Consider the following 20,588-nt stretch of genomic DNA (forward strand, 5'->3'; position numbering starts at 1 on the left):
CTAACTAGTTTTAATAATGTGATTATTATGGCATAATAGCATTATTAAGAAATTTGTAAAGGGGATTATTAACATGAATGTATTATTTGTATGTATGGGAAATATTTGCCGATCACCAATGGCTGAAGCAATGTTACGAGACGATTTAGCTAAGTTAAACCTTTCTGACCAAGTAACTGTTGATTCTGCTGGCACAAGTTCTTCACAAGAAGGAAATGGCGCCCATGAAGGGACTATTACTAAACTTGTTGAACATCAGATTCCAACAGATGGCTTAATCTCACGTCCGGTTAGTTACTTAGATTTCATTAATAGTGATTTAATTATTGCAATGGATGATATCAATGTTGAGCGTCTTGAAAAAGCTGCACCTGCATCTAAAAAAGAAAAAATCGTTAACTTCCTTTCAATTGTTCCCGGTAAAGAAAAAGAATCTGTTCCTGATCCATGGATTACTGGTGACTTTGACGAAACTTATAACTTAATTAGTCTTGGAATGCCTTACTGGATTGATTATATTAAAGCACAAATTAAATAATAAAAATGACCACAAATTTTAAAATTTGTGGTCATTTTTATTATTTATTATTATGAATCATTTTAAAATACTTTTGAACTGTTTTTGGTGCAGCATTGTATGTCCAATCTTTAACATACTCACCTTGGACCATCAAACGTCCGGCACCCGTATCATCACAAGTAATTAATGTGACTAATTTTTCTCCGGGTACATCATCAATAACTTGAACGTCTGTTGCTTTGATATATTTCATTTTAGATGTTTCATACTCATAAATCTTTTTAGCATCTGTTAAATAGATTTTTTGGCCAATTTTCATGCTAACTAATGGACTAAACAATAAATCCTTTCGAATCATATGATGTCCAGCAAGTGCATAATTACCCTCGCCCATTTTTTGGTTTTCCTTTAAAGTTCCAGCAGCAAGTGCCAAGGTATCAGTGCTAACGCCTTTAGCAATCGGCAAGTTCATTGAGACATCCGGAATACTAATTTCTCCAAGTAAAACCAAATTTTTTTCATTTGCTTTTGCTTTCACGACATCTGCCGTATTCAAACTCTTAACTTCACTAAAATCAAAGGATGCTTTTTTATTTTTATTTTTATCGACTAATTCTGAATTAATGGTTGGGTCTGTTAGTCCAACAATAAAGTTTTTAATTTGTTCATTGAATACTAGCGAAAGCCCCACCAATAACAATAGTATTAATAATATAGTTGTTAGCCATTTTTTCCAACGACTTTTTTTAGCTGCTTTATTTTTTTCCATTAATAACCCCCACTTTCGCTTAACAACTATTTTACCATATAACTTTTATCCTTGTTTAGTGTTATGATTATAATTATCAAAAAATATCTTTAGGGGGACTGTTTAATTTGTTGACTTCACTAAAATCAACATTTTTTCGTTCTAGACAACCTTGGGAACAAAATTTATTTGTTTTATGGTTTGGTACGTTCATGGCTGGCGTGGCATTTAGTTTAATTATGCCATTTATGTCACTTTATATTGATACGTTAGGTGACTTCACCAAAACCGAATTAAATTTTTATAGCGGCATTACCTATTCATCTACATTTTTAATTACCGCCATTGTTTCCCCACTATGGGGTCGTTTAGCTGATCGAAAAGGTCGTAAATTAATGATTTTAAGAGCTTCATTCGGAATGGCCATTGTTTTAGGCCTGATGGGGCTTGTCAGTAACGTTTACCAATTAATTGCGTTACGTTTATTACAAGGTGTCTTTTCTGGTTATATTAGTAACTCACAGGCACTGATTGCAACAGAGACACCCAAGCGGCAAAGTGGTAAAGCACTCGGTATTTTAGTTACCGGTAGTGTTACTGGTACTTTATTTGGACCACTAATCGGTGGCGCAATAGCTGGGGTCTTCGGCTATCGTATTACCTTCTTCATTACTGCTGCGATTTTGCTAATTGTTTTCTTACTTAGTTATTTCTTTGTACATGAACATTTTACGCCTGTTGAAAAAGGTGAAATGCAAACGTCAAAAGAAATCTTCAAGAAATTACATCATCCTAAATTAATTATCGGGATGTTTGTCACTACCTTAATCATTCAAGCATCAAATTATTCCATTAGTCCTATTCTAAGCTTATACGTTCGAGAACTCTTACATAACGTTGGAAATGTTACCTTTATCAGTGGGTGTGTGGCTTCTATTCCAGGAATAGCAACGCTAATTGCTGCGCCTCGCTTAGGAGTACTAGGCGATAAAATTGGAACAGAACGTATTTTAAAAATTGCACTTACTGTCGCAATTTTCATTTTTATTCCAATGGCATTAGTGACTAATGTTTGGCAACTTGGCGGCTTACGTTTCTTAATTGGGATTACGGATGCCGCAATGTTACCTGCAGTTCAAACAATTCTAACAAAAAATACACCGGCAGAATTCACAGGTCGAGTGTTCAGTTACAATCAATCATTCCAAGCCATGGGATCAGTCGTTGGTCCTATGATTGGCTCTACCGTTTCTGGCGTATTCGATTACAAAGGTGTCTTTATTTCTACCGCTATTTTAGTTGGTATTAATCTCATCTGGGTTCTCTACGTCACAAAAGGGATGTATTCACGAAAAGCTGAATAGTAACGTTCAATCTAGTTGAACGTTACTATTTTTTTGTATAAAAAAAGGAAGAAGCTTATTGGCTTCTTCCTTTTCGAAATAGTTCTTATTTTGCAGCGTTTGCGTCTGTAAGACCATATTTCTTGTTGAAACGATCCACACGGCCATCGGCTTGAGTGAATTTTTGACGTCCAGTATAGAATGGATGTGAATCCGATGAAATTTCGACACGAATCAATGGGTATGATTTGCCATCTTCCATTTCAATTGTTTCTTCTGAATGTTTTGTTGAACCTGAGATAAATTTGTAACCTGAAGTAGTATCCATAAATACAACTTCATGGTAATCTGGATGGATTTCTTTTTTCATAAGTAAGTATTCTCCTTTGCCCTAATCCATCTGCTGAATTAGAGTTATTCTTTATATTACAACATGCACAATCTTATCACGAATTAACTCGTTTTACAATTAAATTTTATTTACTTGTTTTTGTTAACTCTTTTAAAAATTCAGCATTATTTTTTGTTTTCTTCATTTTTTGGATAACACGTTCCGTAGCACCTAGTGAATCGCCTGTCATCATCTTTCGAATCTGCCATAGTTCTTCAATTGTTTGCTTAGATAATAATAATTCTTCTTTACGTGTACTTGATTTTTTTAAATCGACAGCAGGGAAGATACGGCGTTCAGCAAGCTCTCTTGAGAGTTGTAATTCCATATTACCGGTTCCTTTGAACTCTTCATAAATCACATCATCCATTCGGCTACCCGTATCAACCAAAGCAGTTCCTAATATTGTCAGGCTTCCACCTTCTTCAATATTACGTGCAGCACCAAAGAATTTTTTAGGTCGATAAAATGCTGCTGGATCAATCCCACCTGATAACGTCCGTCCGCTTGGCGGAATCGTTAAATTATACGCTCTAGCCAAGCGAGTAACTGAATCCATTAAAATAACAACATCTTGCTTATCTTCAACTAATCGCATTGCACGTTCTAAAACAAGTTCAGAAACACGCGCATGGTTCTCTGGTTGTTGATCGAATGTTGACGATACAACATCACCTTTAATTGATCGTTCTAAATCAGTCACTTCTTCAGGTCGTTCATCAATTAATAGTACGATTAATTTTACATCGGGATGATTTTCTGCGATTCCTTGAGCAATCTCTTTAAGTAAAGTTGTTTTCCCAGCTTTAGGTGGTGCCACGATTAAACCACGTTGACCAAATCCAATAGGAGCAAATAAATCAGTTAATCTCGTTGAAAGATTTTGACTAGTTGTTTCTAAAGTTAATTGTCGATTAGGATATAAGGGCGTCAGTGCAGGAAAATGTGGACGTTCCTTTGCTTCTTCTGGATTTTTACCATTAACTGTATCAACGTGCATTAACCCATAATAACGTTCATTAGGCTTTGGTGGTCGTGCTTTACCTCCGACTAAATCCCCATTTCTTAAATTAAATCGCTTAATTTGTGAGGCAGAAATATAAATGTCCTCTTGTGATGGGCCGTAGTTAATTGGACGCAAAAAACCGAATCCATCCTGATTGGGAACAATGTCTAAGACACCTTCCATCAAAATGAATCCTTGTTGTTTTGCTTGAGCCCTTAGAATTGCCAAAGACAATTCTTTTTTATTCATTTGGCTATAATATTGTATTTTATATTCTTGGGCATAGCCATAAATTTCTTTAAGCGTCTTGTCTTTTAATTCACCCATCGTTAAGAAGTCGCTCATTTAATCACCTAATCTTCATCAATAATTTCTACATCAGCAGATAAATTTGTCATTTTTTGTACAACGCAATCATAACCACGTAAAATATTATCGGCTTTCTCAATGACAGTCGTACCATTAGTCATTAAAGCAACTTCAAGTAATGCAGCACCTGCACGAATTTCATCTGCATAAACAGTTTGGCCTGTTAATTCAGTTGATTGATTGATTCGAATAATGCCATCTTTTGATTCAATCTTAACACCCATTCGTTGCATTTCTGGAATGTGCTTAATCCGTTCAGGATAAAGTGTATCAATAATACGACTCTCACCTGTAGCCTTGAGCATAACGGCAGTAATTGGTTGTTGCAAGTCAGTTGCAAACCCAGGATATGGTGAAGTTGTCACTTCAATTGGGATAATTTTATCGCCACCAGGAACAAAAATACTATCTTCATTCACTTGGAAAGTAACGCCCATTTCACTAAGTTTAGCTAAAAATGAATCTAAATGTTCAGTAATAACATTCTTAATTAAAACGCCCTCACCCATTGCAGCAGCAAGTGAGATATAAGTACCAGCTTCAATACGATCTGGAATAATCGTATGCGTATTAACAGCTTTTAAGCTATCAACACCTTGAATTCTGATTTCACCAGTCCCCGCACCACGAATATGAGCACCCATATTATTCAAGAATGTTGCAATATCAATGGTTTCAGGTTCTTTTGCAGCATTTTCAATGATTGTGGTTCCTTTTGCACGGACAGCAGCCAATAAAATGTTAATTGTTGCACCCACTGAAACAAGGTCCATAAAAATACGGGCTCCCTTTAATCCTTCAGGGCCACTCGTAATAATCACTGCGTCTTCTTCTTCGATAACTTCAGCGCCAAGAGCTTTAAATCCCTTGATGTGTTGATCAATCGGACGTGGTCCAATATTATCACCACCAGGAAATCCAACAACTGCACGACCGAACCGACCTAATAAGGCACCCATAAAGTAATAAGAAGCTCTTAAACTTTTAATGGCACCACCAGGTAAAGGTTCATCCTTAATCATCGTAGGATCTACCATTAAGTTACCAGCGTTAAATTCAGACTTAACATTCATTTGATCTAAAATTTTCATTAAATTATGTACATCTAAAATATCGGGGACACTGTCAAAATGCACAGGTGTATCCGCAAGAATAGCTGCAGGAATCAATGCAACAGTACTATTCTTAGCACCACCGATTATTACTTCGCCAGACAGTTTTTTACCGCCTCTAATAATCATCTTTTTCATTTATTATTTCCTCACTTAAAAGTGCTTTCACAAATTGATTATAACTATATTAATAATAAAGAAAAAGTTCACGAAATACAATAGATATTCGCCACTTTATCCAAATATACAATCTTGCCTGATACTATTTTAATAATTGAGCCATATCAGCTGGGAGTTCTGATTCAAAAGCTAATTTTTTACCCGTAAATGGATCTTCAAAGCTTAATTTAGCAGCATGTAATGCCTGTCTATCAATACCTTTGTCCATCGGGCCATCATATAACGCATCCCCAACCAAAGCATGATGAATAAAATCAAAATGTACACGAATTTGATGTGTTCGGCCCGTAACTAACTTCACATCAACTAATGTGTAGTCTGGAAATCTCGTTACAACTTTATAAGTTGTTTCTGAGGCTTTTCCTTCAGCCATAACAGAACGACGAATTTCGCCTTCCTTTTTACCAATTGGTTCTTTAATATCTCCTTGATCACTTTTAACGTCACCTGCAACAATTGCTAAGTATGATTTTTCTAACTGACCATTACTTAATTGAGCAGCAATCAAACTATGTGCAAATCCATGCTTAGCTAATAAAACAAGTCCACTTGTAAAACGGTCTAAACGCGTAATAACATGTGGCACGAAACTACTTGAATGAGTTGCAATCAAATGGCCTTTAACACGGTTAACCAATGTTGTATCTTCATTAGATGGGCCTGGCACGGTTACCATACCAGCTGGCTTATCGACTACTAACCAGTTTTCATCTTCAAAGACGATATTTAATGGTTCATCACTTGCATGTATGGCATCGTTATCTGGTTCTTCTGGCAACGTCAAAATAACTTCATCACCATCAATCAGTTGATAATCCCAATATTCATTCTTTTTGTTAACTCGAACTTGTCCCTCGCCTTGTTTAATTCTGGCGATTAATCGTTTACTAACGCCAACCTCAATTAAAAATTTTTTTAAACTAATTGTGCCTTCACCATTGTTTGTTAGCGTAAATTGCATGTCATTATCCTTCATTTCTCGTCATAACGTTTATTCTCTATCTTATCACACTTGGTAGCCTATAAAAAAAGGCGATTATAATCGTTAAATTATAATCGTCTTTTTTTATTTTGTAATAAATAAATGTTTGCCCAATTCGATACTGTTTAATGCTTCAAAAGAAATCCCCCACGAATATCTCTTGTTAGTTCTCTATAATATAGAGTATACCGAATGATTCATGGGTTGTACTATCAAAAAAAAAACTAGAAACATTTTTACTGATAGTGTTTTCTATTCACGTTTAACAGTCGTTTCCCCATCTCTGGCATATCATTATCAAGTCCTAATGCAGTGATAATATACTTATCAAATGCATTGTTTTTATAATTTTTATTCATGAAATTAGTAACCACCATATCATATCGTTGACTAGAATCATAAATACTGACATTAACGCGTAAATTAATATTTAAATCTTGACTCATATTTCTGACAAATAATTCTTTAATTCGCTCGTTTGCATTTAAATCAACCCCAACTGTTAACATGGTTTCTTTTTCTAACAATCTAGCGCTAAAAATTTCGACCATTTTATTAATAAATGGCTGCCTGTATCGCTTATAGAAATCAGACCATTTTTTAGCTAATAATGGACTGTCGATTAATTCATCCATGGCAATCTCAACATGACGTCGAACTGAATGATTTGAATATTTTTTTCGATAACTATTCATCATGTAAGTTCCCACGGCATCCATCGTTCCATGAAAACAAAATGCTTCAGTACAAATTGGGTACAATGATTTACTAACATTTTCACCGATAATTTTAACATCTAATTTAGATTCAAATCCTTGTTCCAAATATTTAACAGCTTGTTGAAGTTTGGTGTTATTTGTGTGATTAATTGCAATAAAATCGCGGGACAAGTAAGCACTTGAAGGAACTGAAACAAAAGCAGTTGTCCAAGCGTAAAGTAGGGCGCTCTCAAAATGAACATCAATTTTATTTGAGAACTTAATATAAATATCTTGCATCTTTTCTTCAACTTGGTTAAATAGTGAATTATTTGCAATCATATCTGCTAAATCATCAGAAATCACCCAATTATCACGATCTTTTCGCATCATTCGATGAACACTGACCTTCATCCAAATTCTAGTCCTCATTAAATTACTATCATTCACATTGAAGTTAAAATATGTTTCAAATACTTTAATGTATTCAAGAATGACGCCCGCTTCTATCGTATCATTATAGTTAAAATCTGTCGCTAGAAATAGTGAATAGTAAAAAAATCTAATTTGTAATTCAGAACCAACTACCTCACCATGTGCAATTTTAATCTGAAATTCAGACAACAAATTATTAAGTTGCTTAATTCTTCTGAAGATAGATGATTCACTAACATTTAAACTAAGACTCAAATTTTCAATACTGCTATTTTCATCATAATAGAATGCCATTAAAATTTGGTAATTAATAGACTCTTTCACATACCGATAAACCGTTTCGTAAAAATTAATTTTGCCTTTACCTATAAATTGAATGTTATTCTTTTTTATGATCATATAGGGTTCATCACCTGAATTGAATTCGCCATCCAATTACTCTAGTGCAACTCGCAAAGCTGTATTTGAAACATTTAATCGATTACAGATTACTTTTCTTGATAACCCATGTTCATTTAATGATAGCAATTCAATAATTTCACATATTAAAAACTCTGGTCGATCCAGAATATCTTTTTTGTACATTTATTCCTCCGAGAATTCTCATAATTACCAGCATGTCAACTTTAGTAAGAATATTATATATTTTATTTTAACACAAAACATTAAAAAGAGAATTTTCTAACACTATCTTAACAATTATCGTTAACCAGTTAGTTTCTATTTGATTTCTAAATAAAAAAGATTAACTTAAATAAGTTAATCTTTTTACGTTTAAACTTGTTTAATAAACTTAACGAATGCTTGTTGGCCGTGGTCATCTTGTTTATAAACCCCAGCATCTTCAAGAACACGCATAAAGACTTTTCCAACTTCGTTTTGTACGAGCTCACTAACCGTCTCTTTAGAAATCATCGAATTATCACGCTTAATTTCATCAGCCCAAGTTTTATGATAAGCCGCCATGACATTTGGTTGATCTGTTAGATACTTCTCAACCTCTGTTATTTCAGTTTTCAAACGAGGTGGTAAAATAGCTAATCCCATAACTTCAATCAAGCCAATGTTTTCTTTTTTAATATGTTGAACATCAGCATGTGGATGATAAATACCATCTGGAAATTCATCAGATGTTTGATTATCTCGCAAGACTAAATCCAATTCATAACGACCGTCACGCATTCGAGAAATTGGCGTCACAGTATGATGTGGCGTACCGTCAGCATCTTTTGCCAAAATTTGTGCATCGGCATCACTATATTCTTGCCAAGACGTTAAAATTTTTGCTGCTAAATCAGCTAATCGTTCTGGATTTTCACCATTTAAACGAATGACTGACATTGGCCAGTTCACAATACCTGCTTGAATGTCATCAAATCCTGCAAATTGCATTGTTTGACTCATTTCTGCCTTTGCCATTGGAAAATCATGACGTCCACCTTGATAGTGTTCATGCGTTAAAATTGAGCCACCTACAATTGGTAAATCTGCATTACTTCCCGCAAAATAGCCCGGGAATTTTTTAACAATTTGAAGTAAATCTGAAAATGTCGTTTTGTTAATTACCATAGGTTCATGCTTTTCATCTAAGAAAATTGAATGTTCATTGAAGTAAGCATAAGGCGAATATTGAAAGCCCCATGTTGCATCCCCCAAATCAAATCGTACAATCCGATGATTGCGACGAGCTGGGAAATCTAGTCTTCCAGCATAGCCTTCATTTTCCATACATAATTGGCATTTAGGATAACCCGTTTGTTTCATTGTTTTAGCTAAAGCAATTTGCTTTGGATCTTTTTCAGGTTTAGATAAATTAATGGTGATTTCTAAATCACCATAATTTGTTGGTACCTGATAAGCAATGTTTTTCGCAATAGCCGCAACTTTGATGTAATCGTTAGCCTGACTTAATTCATAAAAATAAGCCAAAGCTTTCTCTGGGTCTTTTGCGTATAAATCCCAGAAATGTTTATTCACGTGACTTGGAATTGGTGTGACCAGATCCATTAATTTAGCACCAAGAATATCTTGCTCCGCGATTAGAGCACTGATTTTCTCGTTTTTGATTGCTAAATTAAGTAGCTCGTCTTTAACAGCAATTATTGTGTCAGAAACTGGTTCAGTTACTTCTATCTCTGATTCACCAACCAAATCTAAAACGACGTTTACTAAATAAATTTTATCATCTGTCGAATAAGTCGTTGGATCAAACTGAATAACTTTATCGACGAATTTTGAAATTAATTGTTTAGAATCCATGTTTTTCCCTCTATCTCTTTATGCTTAATCTAATTTTTTAGCGCCATCAGCAATTTCTGCTAAATAGAAACTTGGTGCATAACCGATTTTTTCTTCGTAGATACGACCCACTTCACTTTCAAATGCGTCAACTTTGTCTTTAGCAACAATGGCAATTGCACAACCACCAAAACCAGCACCAGTCATTCGAGCACCTAGTACTCCTGGTTGTTCCCATGCTGTTTCAACAAGTGTATCAAGTTCAATACCCGTTACTTCATAATCAAATTGTAATGAAACATGTGAAGCGTTAACTAATTTACCAAAACGTACTAAATCTTCATTTTTCAAAGCTTCTTGAGCCATAATCGTCCGTTGGTTTTCTGAAACTGCATGACGCGCACGTTTTAGAAGGTTTTCTTTTTGGATTAAGTATGTTTGTAAATCAAAGCTAGCATTGTCCAAATCACCTAATGATTTAATATCATTTTTCTCTTGTAATAATGCTAATGCTGCTTCACATTCACTACGTCGTTCATTATATTTAGAATCTGCTAATTCGCGACGTTTATTTGTATTCATAATAATAATAACGTTGTCTTTTAAATCAATTGGTACTAAATCGTAATCTAGTGTATTTGTATCCAGTAAGATAGCATGATTTGCTTTACTCATACCGACTGCAAATTGATCCATAATTCCTGAATTAACACCGATAAATTTATTTTCTACCATGACACCTGTTTTAACAAGATCAACACGATCAATGTCTAAATTAAATTGATCTTCTAAAATAACACCCATCAATAATTCAATTGATGCAGATGATGATAAACCAGCACCATTTGGAATGTTACCTTCAAGTAAAATATCTAATCCTTTATCAATAACATAACCTTGCTCTTTCAAGTAAACAATCATCCCTTTTGGATAATTAGCCCAGTTATGTTCTTTTTGATATGATAAATCACTTAAATCAAATGAGACAACGCCATTATCTTTAAAGTTATTTGACATGATATTAATTGTTGTATCATCACGTTTTGTTGCAACTGCATATGTGCCTAATGTAATTGCTGTTGGGAAAACATGTCCACCATTGTAATCAGTATGTTCCCCAATTAAGTTGATACGACCTGGTGAGAAGTAACTTGCATTTGCGTCCACACCGTAAACATCTTTAAATTCGCTCTTTAATTCATTAATTTTCATTATATTTTCCTCCAATTTATTAACCGCTTTCATTTTACTAAATATTTACTAAAATTACAATCTTTTTACGACATTCTTTTTATTATGGTAAACTGATACACATAACCAATCAATCAGGAGGTAGTCATGGCAACACTTAAAGACATTGCACAGTTGGCAAAAGTTTCTAATGCAACTGTTTCTCGCGTGTTAAATTACGATCAAACATTATCCGTTGGCGACGATACACGTAAACGAATCTTTGAAGCAGCTGAAAGTTTAAATTATTCAAAAAATAAAAAGAAATCCAGTACACCTCAAGGTAAGATTGCTATTATCGAATGGTATACAGAAAAAGAAGAATTAGATGACCTGTATTACCTTTCAATTCGAATTGGTATCGAACGTAAATTAATTGAACTCGGTTATGAAATTACACGTTTTTTCCAAAATGATCAATTTAGCGCCTTGACTGATACTCTTGGTGCTATTGTTATCGGTAAATACAGTGCAGCACAAATAGCCGGATTTAAAGAACTAAATTCTAATTTAGTTTTTGTTGATATGAACACACTAAATTTTGGTATTAGTTGCGTCATGACTGATTTCAAAACGCCAGTTACAACCGTTATTGACCATTTTAAAAAACAAAATTTAACTAAAATTGGCATGATTGCAGGACAAGAAAGTACATTTGATGATGTCAATTTAGGCCCAGATTCCCGCTTCACTCACTTTAAAAATCACTTAGAACGTACTAGCAACTACCATCCCGAATGGGTTTATACAGGCGATTTCACGCCAGAATCAGGTTATCAATTAACCTTGAAATTATTAAATGATCAATCAGATAATTTACCAGAAGCGTTGTTTATTGCAAATGACGCAATGGCTGTCGGTGCATTACGTGCATTAAATGAAATATCAATTAAAGTGCCTGAACAAATCAGTTTAATTAGTTTTAATGACACATCTATTGCTGAATATACTTTCCCAACGCTTAGTTCAGTTAAAGTTTATACAGAAAAAATGGGTCAATCTGCTGCAGAACTATTAGTCAATCAAATGTCGATGACTGAAATTATCCCTCAGATTATTACCATTGGAACAACCTTAACACTTAGGAATAGTTCCAAATAAAAACAACTGGTATTCAGAAATTAATCTGAACATCAGTTGCTTTTTATTTTTTATTACGACCAATTAACCAGAATACTAGACCAACAGCAAGTAAAATTAAACTACCCACTAACATGGTATTAAATGTGTCACTGATATAATTATTCACAATATCAGTAAAAACAGAAGCTTTACTAGACACAATACCAATTAGGCCACTGTACAAGGCAATTGCAGAACCAATTGAAACTAGAACACCACTCCAGATTGCACTGAATCCGACGTATTTAAGCGGTATAAAGAATGCCCGATTAATAGCCAGTAAGAGTAGCGCAAAAATAACAGAAGCTATTAAACTATACATAAAGGCTGTTTGGACTATTACTTTTACCGAACTAACTGTACTAGCAATTTTTGAAAGATATGGCGTTTGGATATTATTCGTCAAATATTCACTTAAATTACTTTTAAAAGTTGCGACAATCCCATCAATTTTAGCGCTAACCAACGGATTTGATGTGTCCGTTTTTTTCATAACGTTGCTAGCAACTTGATTGGTAATCTCAGTTGGATTGATGACAGTTTGTTTTCCAGCATATACGTTACTAAAACTATTTTTCGCAATGTTAGTAACTTGTTGATTCGTTAAAGCATCTTTAACAGCTGACGTTGGCACATCATTTAATGTCGCAATACTTGAAATACCATCATTCATCTGTCGTGTCACAAGTGTCACGTTCGAATCTGTTAAAATTTTTTCTTCAGTATAAGTTTGATTCAAAACGGTTATTTTTAAGACACTTGTCACAAATAGTACGATTAAACTAAGGCTCAAGAAGAAAGATATCCAGCCGTTTAGACCTTTATGGTTGTCTATCTGATAGGTCTCAGTATGTTGCTTTTGGAATTCTGCACGCATGATTCTATCCCCTTTTGTTAATTCTCAAATTATTTAAATTTTAACATTCAATTGTAGGTTAATTGTACGCGACATGATTGAAAAATGGTAGTTTGATTTATTAATCATGAAATTTTATCATTATGCCCCATTATGTTATTATCCCAGTAATTACTGTTTAACTTTTTCAAACTAGAAAGAGGTTATATCATGCCTAATAGCTTAGGATTAATTTTAAAAGAAACTCGCCAATCGCTACACTTAACTCAAAAAGAAGTTTCCAAAGATATTTGTGCGCAATCGATGCTTAGTGCTATTGAAAATAATAAATACATACCTAATGCACAGCTCTTAATCCAACTATGTCATAAATTATCGATTACTTTAGACCAAATAAGTCTTCTGGAAAATTTTGATATCAGTTCAGAAAATGAATTCAATGAACGTGTATCTAAGTTATGTAATCAACACCAATACAAAGAGTTACTCCAGTTTCTAAATAAAGAAACGGTTACCAATAATTTAAAAACGGATAAGCAACTTCAGGCATACTATTATTATATCGGTATTGCAACTCTACATACTGAAAATAAATTGATTGCTACCGAAAAATATATTAAGTTGTCCCTTGCTTCCAGTAATAAAATTCTGCCAGATACCCTTACCCGACTTGGTACCGTCTCTTTGGCCTTTATATATGCAAAGCAAAATTTACAAAATAAGGCTGAGAAATATATTGATCAGACTTTTATGGACTTTAATAAATTATTTTATGAAGAAAATCAAAATATTTTATTCTATTTGACAGCACTTATTTATTTTAAGCTCAATAATTTAACAATGTCTCTTAATTGGATAAACAAGTCTGTTAAATTCGCTACTGATCATAACTCACACTATATGTTAGCCAACTCTTTTTATTTAATGGCTCAAATTGCAAAAAGAGCAGAAGATAAAGATAATTTTTTAGCCGCTACTGAAAAGCAACAGCTACTAACTGGCCTTTTTAATGAACAAATTTATAAAAATATTTAGAATATCAGAATACTGATTTTTAATTTTTACTCAAATTGGATAGGATGAAGTCATCAAATAAAAGGAGGTTTCATCCTATGGAAAAACCACTATTTTCAAATGTTATTTCAATCAAATCAAGTAAAGAAAAAATCGCGTTGTTTTTAAAAAATCCGGAAACTTTACTGAAATGGATACCTGATATTATTCAGGTACAGCCAATTGACAACAATAAATTCAATATTCACAGAACAGATTCTGCTTTGAATAAAAATGAGGAAATTTCTGTTAGTTCAGAAAATGATACAATCTACTATGAAAGTACCGGAGGAAAACTCGAATACACTCTAATTTTTAATTTGACTAGTAAAAATGCAACAACATTATTAGAAGAAAATTTTTACTTGTCTGAAAATGATCATTCACATTTACCATTAAAATTACTCATGCCAATCGCTAAACATGCCTTTAATTCAAACTTACAAAGCTTTAAACGAATAATTGAAAACAACTAAAAAAGAGATTCCTGCAAGGAGTATGGCTAATTTTTGTTACTTCTTGGTAGCTTGTAAAATTAATCCGAACGCTGTTCGGACAAAAAAGGTCAGCTTCCTTTAAAATGGTGTTTACCACAAACACACTTTCTAGGAACTGATCTTTTGTCTAGTATAACCTAATCTGAACGAATTAAAATTGAAACTTTCTGTGAGTTAGAACTATCTAATTCTGAAATGACCATCATTTAAACCGTTCACCAGGTTTCAAATTATAGTTGCAGCGCCTTAATGATTTCAACTTTTTTAAACTATATAATATAGATTTTTGTTTCTAAAAATCGTTATAAAAAACAAATTTAACACCATCATAGCTGCCTTTCAAGAGAAAAATTTCAAATTCTTTTACACAAACGTTAATATATTGTTCTACATCCTCTTTTTTAAGTAAACCTGGAAAGTCTTCGATAGACATATCATCAAAATCAGCATCCAAGTCTTCAATAATTTCACTAATATCACGATCAATTATTTCGTTGACCCCAGTCGATAAGTATTTGTTATTTTTCAAAGTTACCAGTTTATATTGTTTTATCAGAATACCATTATAATAGTGAAAGTCTAAATAGAATCTTCGTAGCGCTTCATCCTTACTATAACTCATGTTTTCTAAAATATATTTTTTATAAACAGTTTTTAGCCAAATATCATCAGATATAAGATGAAGATAATATCCTAGTTGAAACGTATTCAAACATGTTCCATACTCCTCTAGAAACATGTTTGGAAACATATCATGTTCTCCATCTTCGCGTTTCACCATAAAGTGCGTAAGCTCTTTGGGTGTTCTCGAATTTTTGTTAACATCTGGAGTAATACTTCCAATTAAAAAATCATTTCCAAACCCATGCTTATTATTTATTACTTGTGCAATTGATAAATGCATTATTCTTGATCCCATTTGTCTAACATCCTTTTTTTACTGTGTGAGTATAATAATCTTGTAAGTATAATTTACTGTCATTTGCATAAAAACCCTCTTTAATCATGAGATGTGGCAACGCAACACAATTTTTCCCCATTGTAACACCTGGATATGTCATAGTGTAAGCTCCAATGCGACAGTGATCACCTATAATGGCTCCAAATTTTGAACTTGTTTTTAAATATGTTTTATCATCGAAAAAAATTTTTTTTGTTTTATGCCATCCAGTCGCGTCAATTTCATCATACAAGTTAAAGCTGGAAGTCGACGCATAAGCTGAAAAGTTTACATCACTTCCAATAAAAGACCGCGTTATTGTATTAAAGTGTGCAATATGCGTATCATCCAGAATCACACTATTAATAATCTCCGAGGAATGCCCAATTATAGTATTTTCCCCAATATAACAGCCACCTCGAATAAATGCACTTTTCCCAATCAATGCATTGTCTTTGATGACTGCTGGGCCTTTGATGTAAGCAAACCCCTGAATAATAACATTTTCACCGATATACACATTCCCCTCAATAATTGCACTCTTTGATATTTGGCTACTATTTGCAGTGTATGAATGATTTAATCTAGTTAGATCCACATAATTAAAATTATCCAAAAAATCAACAACAGTTTGCTTCAACATACCATTACGCAATCTCTCATCATTAACGTCTATAAAATTGTGTAAATCAACAACGTTCTTAGTTTTCATTATTTCCACCAGCTTTACTCAACTCTCCATTTAATAATTCCGTTTTAGTTCCAATCCAAGTTCTAATTGAGCTTAAACCATATTTATTGAACATATATTTTCTTTTCCTTAGCGTATATTTTTTAGCTTCTTCGGTGCTTACTGTATTTTTATTTTTTTCATGTGGATAGTGAACTGCAATCGCAGATCTATCAAGGATAAATCTAATATGATGCACAAATGCGTTAATAGCGAAATCTGCATCCTCTCCACCATAAGTTGTGTAAGCCTCATCGAATCCTCCGATTCTTTGATAGGCATCTTTTGATATTCCAATATTACATGACCAACCAATTACCCATGGTGCTGGCCACTTAGACAAATCATCTCCCATTGACTGGTATACTGATTCACGGCGATCATACGCATTTAAATTCAATAATACTTGAATCGTGCCATCGACATCCGCCGCATTAAAGTTATCAATAATTGCCTGTTTATATTTATCATGATCATCAAATCCCGCAACATAACCAATCACAAAACTATTTTCATTATTTACTAAAATTCTATGGTACTCACTCACAAATGTACTACAAACTGCAATACCAGCATCAATAAATACGAGATATTTACCCCCAGAGATATTTGCTCCAGCATTTCTCGCTTCAGAAACCTTAAATCCATTATCCGACTGATAATAGTACTTAATATTCAGTGATGTCTCAAATGCCTTAACAATTGAGATTGTTTCTTCAGACGATCCATCATCGACAACTATTACTTCAAAAGTCGTATTATTCAGTTTTTGTTTAAGTAGTGACTGCAAACTAATTTCAAGTAATTTATTCCGATTGTAGGTTGGAATGATTACGGATATATCAAAATTTTCCATTACTATGCGCTCCCTTTAAGACTAACTTAGTGCTATTATTTTCGTACAGCTTTAAAAACGGTGTGTAAACAACAAAAGACATAATGATAATTACGATTTGAAACACAACATATTTATAACTTCCTAGCAAAAAGCCTGAAATTAATGGTGGTGTTATCCACGGAAGAATGACACCGTTAAACGGCGGAATAACTCCATATAGAATACAAAGATATAAAGACATTCCGGTAATAACTGGAATAAAAATGAACGGTACTACCATGTATGGATTCAATACAATTGGTAGTCCAAAAACTATTGGTTCGTTAATATTAAATAAACAAGGTACAAAAGCACCTAATCCTAGCTTGCGATTACCTGACTCTTTTGAAAAAATAATCATTGATAGAATAAGCCCTATACTAATACCGCTTCCTGTCATAGTAATAAATTGATTTAAAAACTGTTGAGTTACTATATGCGCTCCATTCACTATTGTTAGATTATGGTGTGCTGCTATAATCGACTGGTTTTCAATAGTATTTGTCAATAAAATCGGTGTTATTACTCCACCAATAACGGAATTACCGTGAATGCCAAAAAACCAAAAAACTGAAATCAATGCCGAGATAGAAATCACACCAAAAAACGTGTCCGATAAGTTTTGTAAAGGAAGCTGCAAAAGAGTATAAATAGTCTCTACGAAGGTTCTTTTTATGATAAATTGAAATACAAATTGAACGACACCTATAACAATAAAACAACAAAACATCGGAATTAAAGACTCAAAAGCTATTCCAACATTACTCGGTAAATCTTTAAAAACTTTATTTCCAATCCTTAAGTTAACAATCTTTTCAAAGAAAATAGGGATGAGTATTCCGATTAACATCGCTGCAATAATCCCCTTGCTTCCAATCCAATCAATGGTTATATTCTTTACTATTTTTACATTTTCTGCTCCACAAAGAACTAAAAATGAAATTAGTGCGGTAATAGTTGTTTCTAGTTTTAATTTTTCGTTTTTAGTCATCGAAAAAGCAATTCCTAAACAACTTACTACACCTAAAATGTTGAACGAAAAAGTAATCAATCGATTCATTAAGACTTTCAAATCGGGATTAATATCAAATTGTACAAGAATAATGAAAATAGAACTTACAATTGTAATGGGGATGGTATATATCATCCCATCTTTGATTCCAGTCAAAATTCTGGAATTGAAGAAACGATTAGTTGCCGATGTAAGCGATTTCATTTATTCTACTTCTTTCTTCACATAATTACTTATATCACTGTATACATTTATTAAATATCTAGCAGCAGTCTTGACAGGCAACGGACTATCATTATAAGTAAATGACTTATTAATGCTTTGAAGCATTGTTATATCATTATAATCATCTCCGACAGAATACACATTATTAATATTTACTTTTTTTATGTTAACCAACCAATTAATTGCAGTACTCTTATCAATACCCACACGCGTAATGTCTAAGTATTTTCCATTGCGATTGAAATTCAATATTCTTTTCGTTGCTATTTTCTCACTTATAGCATTGATAATTTTAGTACTTGCTACGACAGTAATTGAACAAATATTATCCGAGCTAGGATTTAATTTATCGAAACTACGTAATTCATTGTCACTACTTGAAATCATAATTCGTTCGATTGAACTCAAGTATTTATTAATTATTTCTTTTATCGCATTGATCTGCTCCCCGTTCAGATAGAATGCTTTAATAATCTGACCTCTACTATCAATTACTATTGAGCCATTTGATGCTAGAGCGTAGTTAAACTCAGGTAGACCATATTTTTCTTTCGCATTGACTATCGATTTTGGAGATCTTCCGGTGGCCACAACAAAGAGATCATTTTCTTTGTTGTGTTTCGCAATAGTCTCTCTTGTATTCTTATCTACAAAGTCACCTCTCAAAATCGTTCCATCAAAATCACTAACTAGCATATTCATTTAATCACCCCTACATATTATTTCCGCGAACCAAATCTTTTTAACCCCCATATCATTTTTACTCCTACACAGTTCGCTACACCCACATTATTTACCTAATGTCTAGATATTTCAAGGGAATTTTTTTATATATGTTATTTTGAGATTTTGAATCAGTATTAAATAACCACTCGGTTCAATTTTAATACCGCTCAGATTTAAAGATTAACTGATTATTCTTTTAAAAAGGGCTCTTTGTCAACTGGTGTTGGTGGCGGAATACTAAGGTATTTGTCGAAAGACAGATGCCTTTTCTTATGCAAAATTAATTCAATTCGGGTAAAGAAATGCTGGTTATTTTTGAATCCATAACAATTACGTTTAAGGTAGATTGTGAAAAACTATAATCGTTTTCTATTTCTTCTTGTCTTATTATCATTGTTGCATCCTCCTTTCCATACTTTATTTATTACTTCAACACATATCGCGTATTGTCCCACAATATCACTGCTAGTTACGATCACAAACTACTCTACTTTATGCTATCCTATTTTAAAATCGGTTAAAAAAAAGTATATTGCAGGAATCTCTTTTTTAGTTGTTTTTATTTAAATGAACATCTAAGACAAATTTATTATGATTGCTCACAAATCTTGACGTCGAATATTCAAAGGCGCGGCCTTTTTGATCATAAGCGATTTGATCAATTACAAAAATTGGACTATCCAAGGAAACTTCTAAAACTTGACTAGTTTCTTTGTTTGCTGGTTCAGCATAAACCACTCGTCTTGCATCTGTTAACTGTAAGTTCGCGTGACTCCCTAAATAGTCATACACGGATCCTGATAATACCTTTTCATCGATAGGCGCAATTGAGACCGGCATCACTGAGTGCTCAAAACTATAGACCTTTTTATTAATCAATCTAACCCTTTTAATTTCATAAACTGGATCATTAGATAATATTTGTAGATTTTTTTGTTCTATTTCTGTTGGTAATCGGGCATTAAAATGTATTAATTTACTTGATATTTTTTGATCTCGATGTGAATATGTGACACCAACAGGTAAATCTAGAGGCAACATCTCCGTAGATTGACTATCCATTCTTGGTCGCACATACGTCCCTGACCCTTGCTTACTATAAACTAATCCTTCATCAATTAGTAAATTTAATGATTTTTTTAACGTTAATCTAGAAACTTGGTATTTTTCGGTTAATATTTCTTGAGTTGGCAGTAAAGCCCCGGCACGATAATGATTTGTTAAAATATCTCGTTTAATATCTGAGTATATTTCTCGATATCTGTACATTTGTCTACCTCATTTCTATACATTTGTAT

General features: G+C 33.3%; 21 protein-coding genes. 5 read left to right on the top strand and 16 right to left on the bottom strand.

Annotated elements, in window-relative coordinates:
- The first annotated feature begins 73 nt into the window (after positions 1-73).
- Complete coding sequence (locus AC1RPH_RS00130) at positions 74-538, top strand: low molecular weight protein-tyrosine-phosphatase (protein WP_481760864.1); 465 nt, start codon at positions 74-76, stop codon at positions 536-538.
- 40 nt (positions 539-578) lie between these two features.
- Here AC1RPH_RS00130 and AC1RPH_RS00135 read toward each other — a convergent pair whose 3' ends face one another.
- On the bottom strand, positions 579-1,289 hold the full coding sequence (locus AC1RPH_RS00135; protein ID WP_481760865.1) for a class A sortase: 711 nt from the start codon (positions 1,287-1,289) through the stop codon (positions 579-581).
- Between the two features lie 107 nt (positions 1,290-1,396).
- Between AC1RPH_RS00135 and AC1RPH_RS00140 the strand changes: the two genes are divergently transcribed.
- The gene (locus tag AC1RPH_RS00140) at positions 1,397-2,632 is read left to right on the top strand and encodes a multidrug efflux MFS transporter (RefSeq protein ID WP_481760866.1); all 1,236 of its coding nucleotides are present in this window, start codon (positions 1,397-1,399) and stop codon (positions 2,630-2,632) included.
- An 85-nt stretch (positions 2,633-2,717) separates the two neighbouring features.
- Here the strand turns inward: AC1RPH_RS00140 and AC1RPH_RS00145 are convergent, their stop codons facing one another.
- The 8 genes from AC1RPH_RS00145 to AC1RPH_RS00180 all read right to left on the bottom strand — a co-directional run bounded on the left by AC1RPH_RS00145 (position 2,718) and on the right by AC1RPH_RS00180 (position 11,234).
- On the bottom strand, positions 2,718-2,981 hold the full coding sequence (locus tag AC1RPH_RS00145; protein WP_409021601.1) for a type B 50S ribosomal protein L31: 264 nt from the start codon (positions 2,979-2,981) through the stop codon (positions 2,718-2,720).
- Between the two features lie 106 nt (positions 2,982-3,087).
- Entirely contained in the window at positions 3,088-4,353 is a 1,266-nt protein-coding gene (gene rho / locus AC1RPH_RS00150; protein WP_409021602.1) for a transcription termination factor Rho, read from the bottom strand.
- Positions 4,354-4,361: 8 nt separating this feature from the next.
- Positions 4,362-5,627 (bottom strand): UDP-N-acetylglucosamine 1-carboxyvinyltransferase, encoded by a 1,266-nt coding sequence (locus AC1RPH_RS00155; RefSeq protein WP_481760867.1) that lies wholly within the window; start codon positions 5,625-5,627, stop codon positions 4,362-4,364.
- Between the two features lie 124 nt (positions 5,628-5,751).
- The gene (locus tag AC1RPH_RS00160; RefSeq protein WP_481760868.1) at positions 5,752-6,645 is read right to left on the bottom strand and encodes an RluA family pseudouridine synthase; all 894 of its coding nucleotides are present in this window, start codon (positions 6,643-6,645) and stop codon (positions 5,752-5,754) included.
- A 242-nt stretch (positions 6,646-6,887) separates the two neighbouring features.
- Entirely contained in the window at positions 6,888-8,183 is a 1,296-nt protein-coding gene (locus AC1RPH_RS00165; RefSeq protein ID WP_481760869.1) for a helix-turn-helix domain-containing protein, read from the bottom strand.
- Positions 8,184-8,219: 36 nt separating this feature from the next.
- On the bottom strand, positions 8,220-8,369 hold the full coding sequence (locus AC1RPH_RS00170) for a hypothetical protein (RefSeq protein WP_481760870.1): 150 nt from the start codon (positions 8,367-8,369) through the stop codon (positions 8,220-8,222).
- A gap of 189 nt (positions 8,370-8,558) precedes the next feature.
- Entirely contained in the window at positions 8,559-10,043 is a 1,485-nt protein-coding gene (gene galT / locus AC1RPH_RS00175; RefSeq protein WP_481760871.1) for a UDP-glucose--hexose-1-phosphate uridylyltransferase, read from the bottom strand.
- 24 nt (positions 10,044-10,067) lie between these two features.
- Positions 10,068-11,234, bottom strand: coding sequence for a galactokinase (locus AC1RPH_RS00180; RefSeq protein WP_481760872.1), 1,167 nt, complete (start codon positions 11,232-11,234; stop codon positions 10,068-10,070).
- Between the two features lie 126 nt (positions 11,235-11,360).
- On the opposite strand from AC1RPH_RS00180, the gene AC1RPH_RS00185 reads away from it, so the two are divergent.
- Complete coding sequence (locus AC1RPH_RS00185) at positions 11,361-12,353, top strand: LacI family DNA-binding transcriptional regulator (RefSeq protein ID WP_481760873.1); 993 nt, start codon at positions 11,361-11,363, stop codon at positions 12,351-12,353.
- A 43-nt stretch (positions 12,354-12,396) separates the two neighbouring features.
- Here AC1RPH_RS00185 and AC1RPH_RS00190 read toward each other — a convergent pair whose 3' ends face one another.
- Complete coding sequence (locus AC1RPH_RS00190) at positions 12,397-13,251, bottom strand: hypothetical protein (RefSeq protein ID WP_481760874.1); 855 nt, start codon at positions 13,249-13,251, stop codon at positions 12,397-12,399.
- Positions 13,252-13,440: 189 nt separating this feature from the next.
- Between AC1RPH_RS00190 and AC1RPH_RS00195 the strand changes: the two genes are divergently transcribed.
- Together AC1RPH_RS00195 and AC1RPH_RS00200 are read left to right on the top strand one after the other, a co-directional pair.
- Positions 13,441-14,265: a helix-turn-helix domain-containing protein gene (locus AC1RPH_RS00195; RefSeq protein ID WP_481760875.1), complete on the top strand. Its 825-nt coding sequence runs from the start codon at positions 13,441-13,443 to the stop codon at positions 14,263-14,265.
- 77 nt (positions 14,266-14,342) lie between these two features.
- Positions 14,343-14,759, top strand: a complete 417-nt coding sequence (locus tag AC1RPH_RS00200; protein ID WP_481760876.1) for a hypothetical protein — start codon at positions 14,343-14,345, stop codon at positions 14,757-14,759.
- Positions 14,760-15,072: 313 nt separating this feature from the next.
- Here the strand turns inward: AC1RPH_RS00200 and AC1RPH_RS00205 are convergent, their stop codons facing one another.
- The 6 genes from AC1RPH_RS00205 to AC1RPH_RS00230 all read right to left on the bottom strand — a co-directional run bounded on the left by AC1RPH_RS00205 (position 15,073) and on the right by AC1RPH_RS00230 (position 20,559).
- Entirely contained in the window at positions 15,073-15,699 is a 627-nt protein-coding gene (locus AC1RPH_RS00205; protein ID WP_481760877.1) for a hypothetical protein, read from the bottom strand.
- Between the two features lie 4 nt (positions 15,700-15,703).
- Positions 15,704-16,432, bottom strand: coding sequence for a DapH/DapD/GlmU-related protein (locus AC1RPH_RS00210; protein WP_481760878.1), 729 nt, complete (start codon positions 16,430-16,432; stop codon positions 15,704-15,706).
- Complete coding sequence (locus AC1RPH_RS00215; protein WP_481760879.1) at positions 16,422-17,306, bottom strand: glycosyltransferase; 885 nt, start codon at positions 17,304-17,306, stop codon at positions 16,422-16,424. The genes AC1RPH_RS00210 and AC1RPH_RS00215 overlap by 11 nt, the downstream gene beginning before the upstream one ends.
- A complete protein-coding gene (locus AC1RPH_RS00220; RefSeq protein ID WP_481760880.1) occupies positions 17,293-18,543 on the bottom strand; it encodes a PTS sugar transporter subunit IIC in 1,251 nt (416 codons plus the stop codon). Before AC1RPH_RS00220 ends, AC1RPH_RS00215 begins: the two co-directional genes overlap by 14 nt.
- A complete protein-coding gene (locus AC1RPH_RS00225) occupies positions 18,544-19,266 on the bottom strand; it encodes an HAD-IIB family hydrolase (RefSeq protein ID WP_481760881.1) in 723 nt (240 codons plus the stop codon). It abuts the gene before it with no gap.
- Between the two features lie 573 nt (positions 19,267-19,839).
- Positions 19,840-20,559 carry a GntR family transcriptional regulator gene (locus AC1RPH_RS00230; RefSeq protein ID WP_481760882.1) on the bottom strand — a complete coding sequence of 240 codons (720 nt, stop codon included), beginning with the start codon at positions 20,557-20,559 and terminating at the stop codon, positions 19,840-19,842.
- Positions 20,560-20,588 lie beyond the last annotated feature (29 nt).

The sequence above is a fragment of the Dellaglioa sp. CoH-57-MRSF-16 genome (assembly GCF_056782055.1).

Excerpts from the sequence above, each read along its gene's own strand:
- AC1RPH_RS00130 (WP_481760864.1), top strand. The coding sequence starts at position 74 with ATGAATGTATTATTTGTATGTATGGGAAATATTTGCCGATCACCAATG.
- AC1RPH_RS00135 (WP_481760865.1), bottom strand. The coding sequence starts at position 1,289 with ATGGAAAAAAATAAAGCAGCTAAAAAAAGTCGTTGGAAAAAATGGCTA.
- AC1RPH_RS00145 (WP_409021601.1), bottom strand. The coding sequence starts at position 2,981 with ATGAAAAAAGAAATCCATCCAGATTACCATGAAGTTGTATTTATGGAT.
- rho (WP_409021602.1), bottom strand. The coding sequence starts at position 4,353 with ATGAGCGACTTCTTAACGATGGGTGAATTAAAAGACAAGACGCTTAAA.
- AC1RPH_RS00155 (WP_481760867.1), bottom strand. The coding sequence starts at position 5,627 with ATGAAAAAGATGATTATTAGAGGCGGTAAAAAACTGTCTGGCGAAGTA.
- AC1RPH_RS00160 (WP_481760868.1), bottom strand. The coding sequence starts at position 6,645 with ATGAAGGATAATGACATGCAATTTACGCTAACAAACAATGGTGAAGGC.
- AC1RPH_RS00165 (WP_481760869.1), bottom strand. The coding sequence starts at position 8,183 with ATGATCATAAAAAAGAATAACATTCAATTTATAGGTAAAGGCAAAATT.
- AC1RPH_RS00170 (WP_481760870.1), bottom strand. The coding sequence starts at position 8,369 with ATGTACAAAAAAGATATTCTGGATCGACCAGAGTTTTTAATATGTGAA.
- galT (WP_481760871.1), bottom strand. The coding sequence starts at position 10,043 with ATGGATTCTAAACAATTAATTTCAAAATTCGTCGATAAAGTTATTCAG.
- AC1RPH_RS00180 (WP_481760872.1), bottom strand. The coding sequence starts at position 11,234 with ATGAAAATTAATGAATTAAAGAGCGAATTTAAAGATGTTTACGGTGTG.
- AC1RPH_RS00185 (WP_481760873.1), top strand. The coding sequence starts at position 11,361 with ATGGCAACACTTAAAGACATTGCACAGTTGGCAAAAGTTTCTAATGCA.
- AC1RPH_RS00190 (WP_481760874.1), bottom strand. The coding sequence starts at position 13,251 with ATGCGTGCAGAATTCCAAAAGCAACATACTGAGACCTATCAGATAGAC.
- AC1RPH_RS00195 (WP_481760875.1), top strand. The coding sequence starts at position 13,441 with ATGCCTAATAGCTTAGGATTAATTTTAAAAGAAACTCGCCAATCGCTA.
- AC1RPH_RS00200 (WP_481760876.1), top strand. The coding sequence starts at position 14,343 with ATGGAAAAACCACTATTTTCAAATGTTATTTCAATCAAATCAAGTAAA.
- AC1RPH_RS00205 (WP_481760877.1), bottom strand. The coding sequence starts at position 15,699 with ATGGGATCAAGAATAATGCATTTATCAATTGCACAAGTAATAAATAAT.
- AC1RPH_RS00210 (WP_481760878.1), bottom strand. The coding sequence starts at position 16,432 with ATGAAAACTAAGAACGTTGTTGATTTACACAATTTTATAGACGTTAAT.
- AC1RPH_RS00215 (WP_481760879.1), bottom strand. The coding sequence starts at position 17,306 with ATGGAAAATTTTGATATATCCGTAATCATTCCAACCTACAATCGGAAT.
- AC1RPH_RS00220 (WP_481760880.1), bottom strand. The coding sequence starts at position 18,543 with ATGAAATCGCTTACATCGGCAACTAATCGTTTCTTCAATTCCAGAATT.
- AC1RPH_RS00225 (WP_481760881.1), bottom strand. The coding sequence starts at position 19,266 with ATGAATATGCTAGTTAGTGATTTTGATGGAACGATTTTGAGAGGTGAC.
- AC1RPH_RS00230 (WP_481760882.1), bottom strand. The coding sequence starts at position 20,559 with ATGTACAGATATCGAGAAATATACTCAGATATTAAACGAGATATTTTA.